Origin of the sequence: Bradyrhizobium sp. NBAIM08 (assembly GCF_020193935.1) — a bacterium.
In the GTDB taxonomy this organism is placed as follows: Bacteria; Pseudomonadota; Alphaproteobacteria; order Rhizobiales; family Xanthobacteraceae; genus Bradyrhizobium; species Bradyrhizobium yuanmingense.
Map to the genome: position 1 here is coordinate 1 of NZ_JADYVR010000625.1, position 426 is coordinate 426.

General features: G+C 59.4%; 1 protein-coding gene. It reads right to left on the reverse strand.

Annotation, left to right across the window (positions count from 1 at the left end):
* A partial coding sequence (locus I6F37_RS41265) for a cytochrome c3 family protein (RefSeq protein WP_225154561.1) occupies nt 1-426 on the reverse strand: 426 nt, incomplete at both ends.

Sequence of the window (426 nt, forward strand, 5' to 3'; positions counted from 1 at the left end):
GTGTTGTATATTTCCGACTGCGGGCGGATATTCGGCGCCGGATCGCGGTGGCACGACAGACACCATTCCATCTGGAGCGTGTTTTCCTGGTAAACCGCCGGCATGCTCGAGACGTCCCCGTGGCACGAAGCGCATCCGACGCCCTTGGCGACGTGAATGCTGTGATTGAAATAAACGTATTCGGGCAAATCGTGGACGCGCACCCACTCGATCGGCTTGTTGTCGCGGAAGCTCGCGCGGACCGGTTCGAGGTACGGGCTGTCCGACCAGATCTGGCTGTGACAGTTCATACAGGTCTGCGTCGGCGGCATGCCGGCCGACGACGAGGTTTCCACCGAAGTGTGGCAGTAACGACAATCGATGCCGTCGTCGCCCGTATGATGCTTGTGGCTGAACTGAACCGGCTGCTGACGCTCCAAATAACGA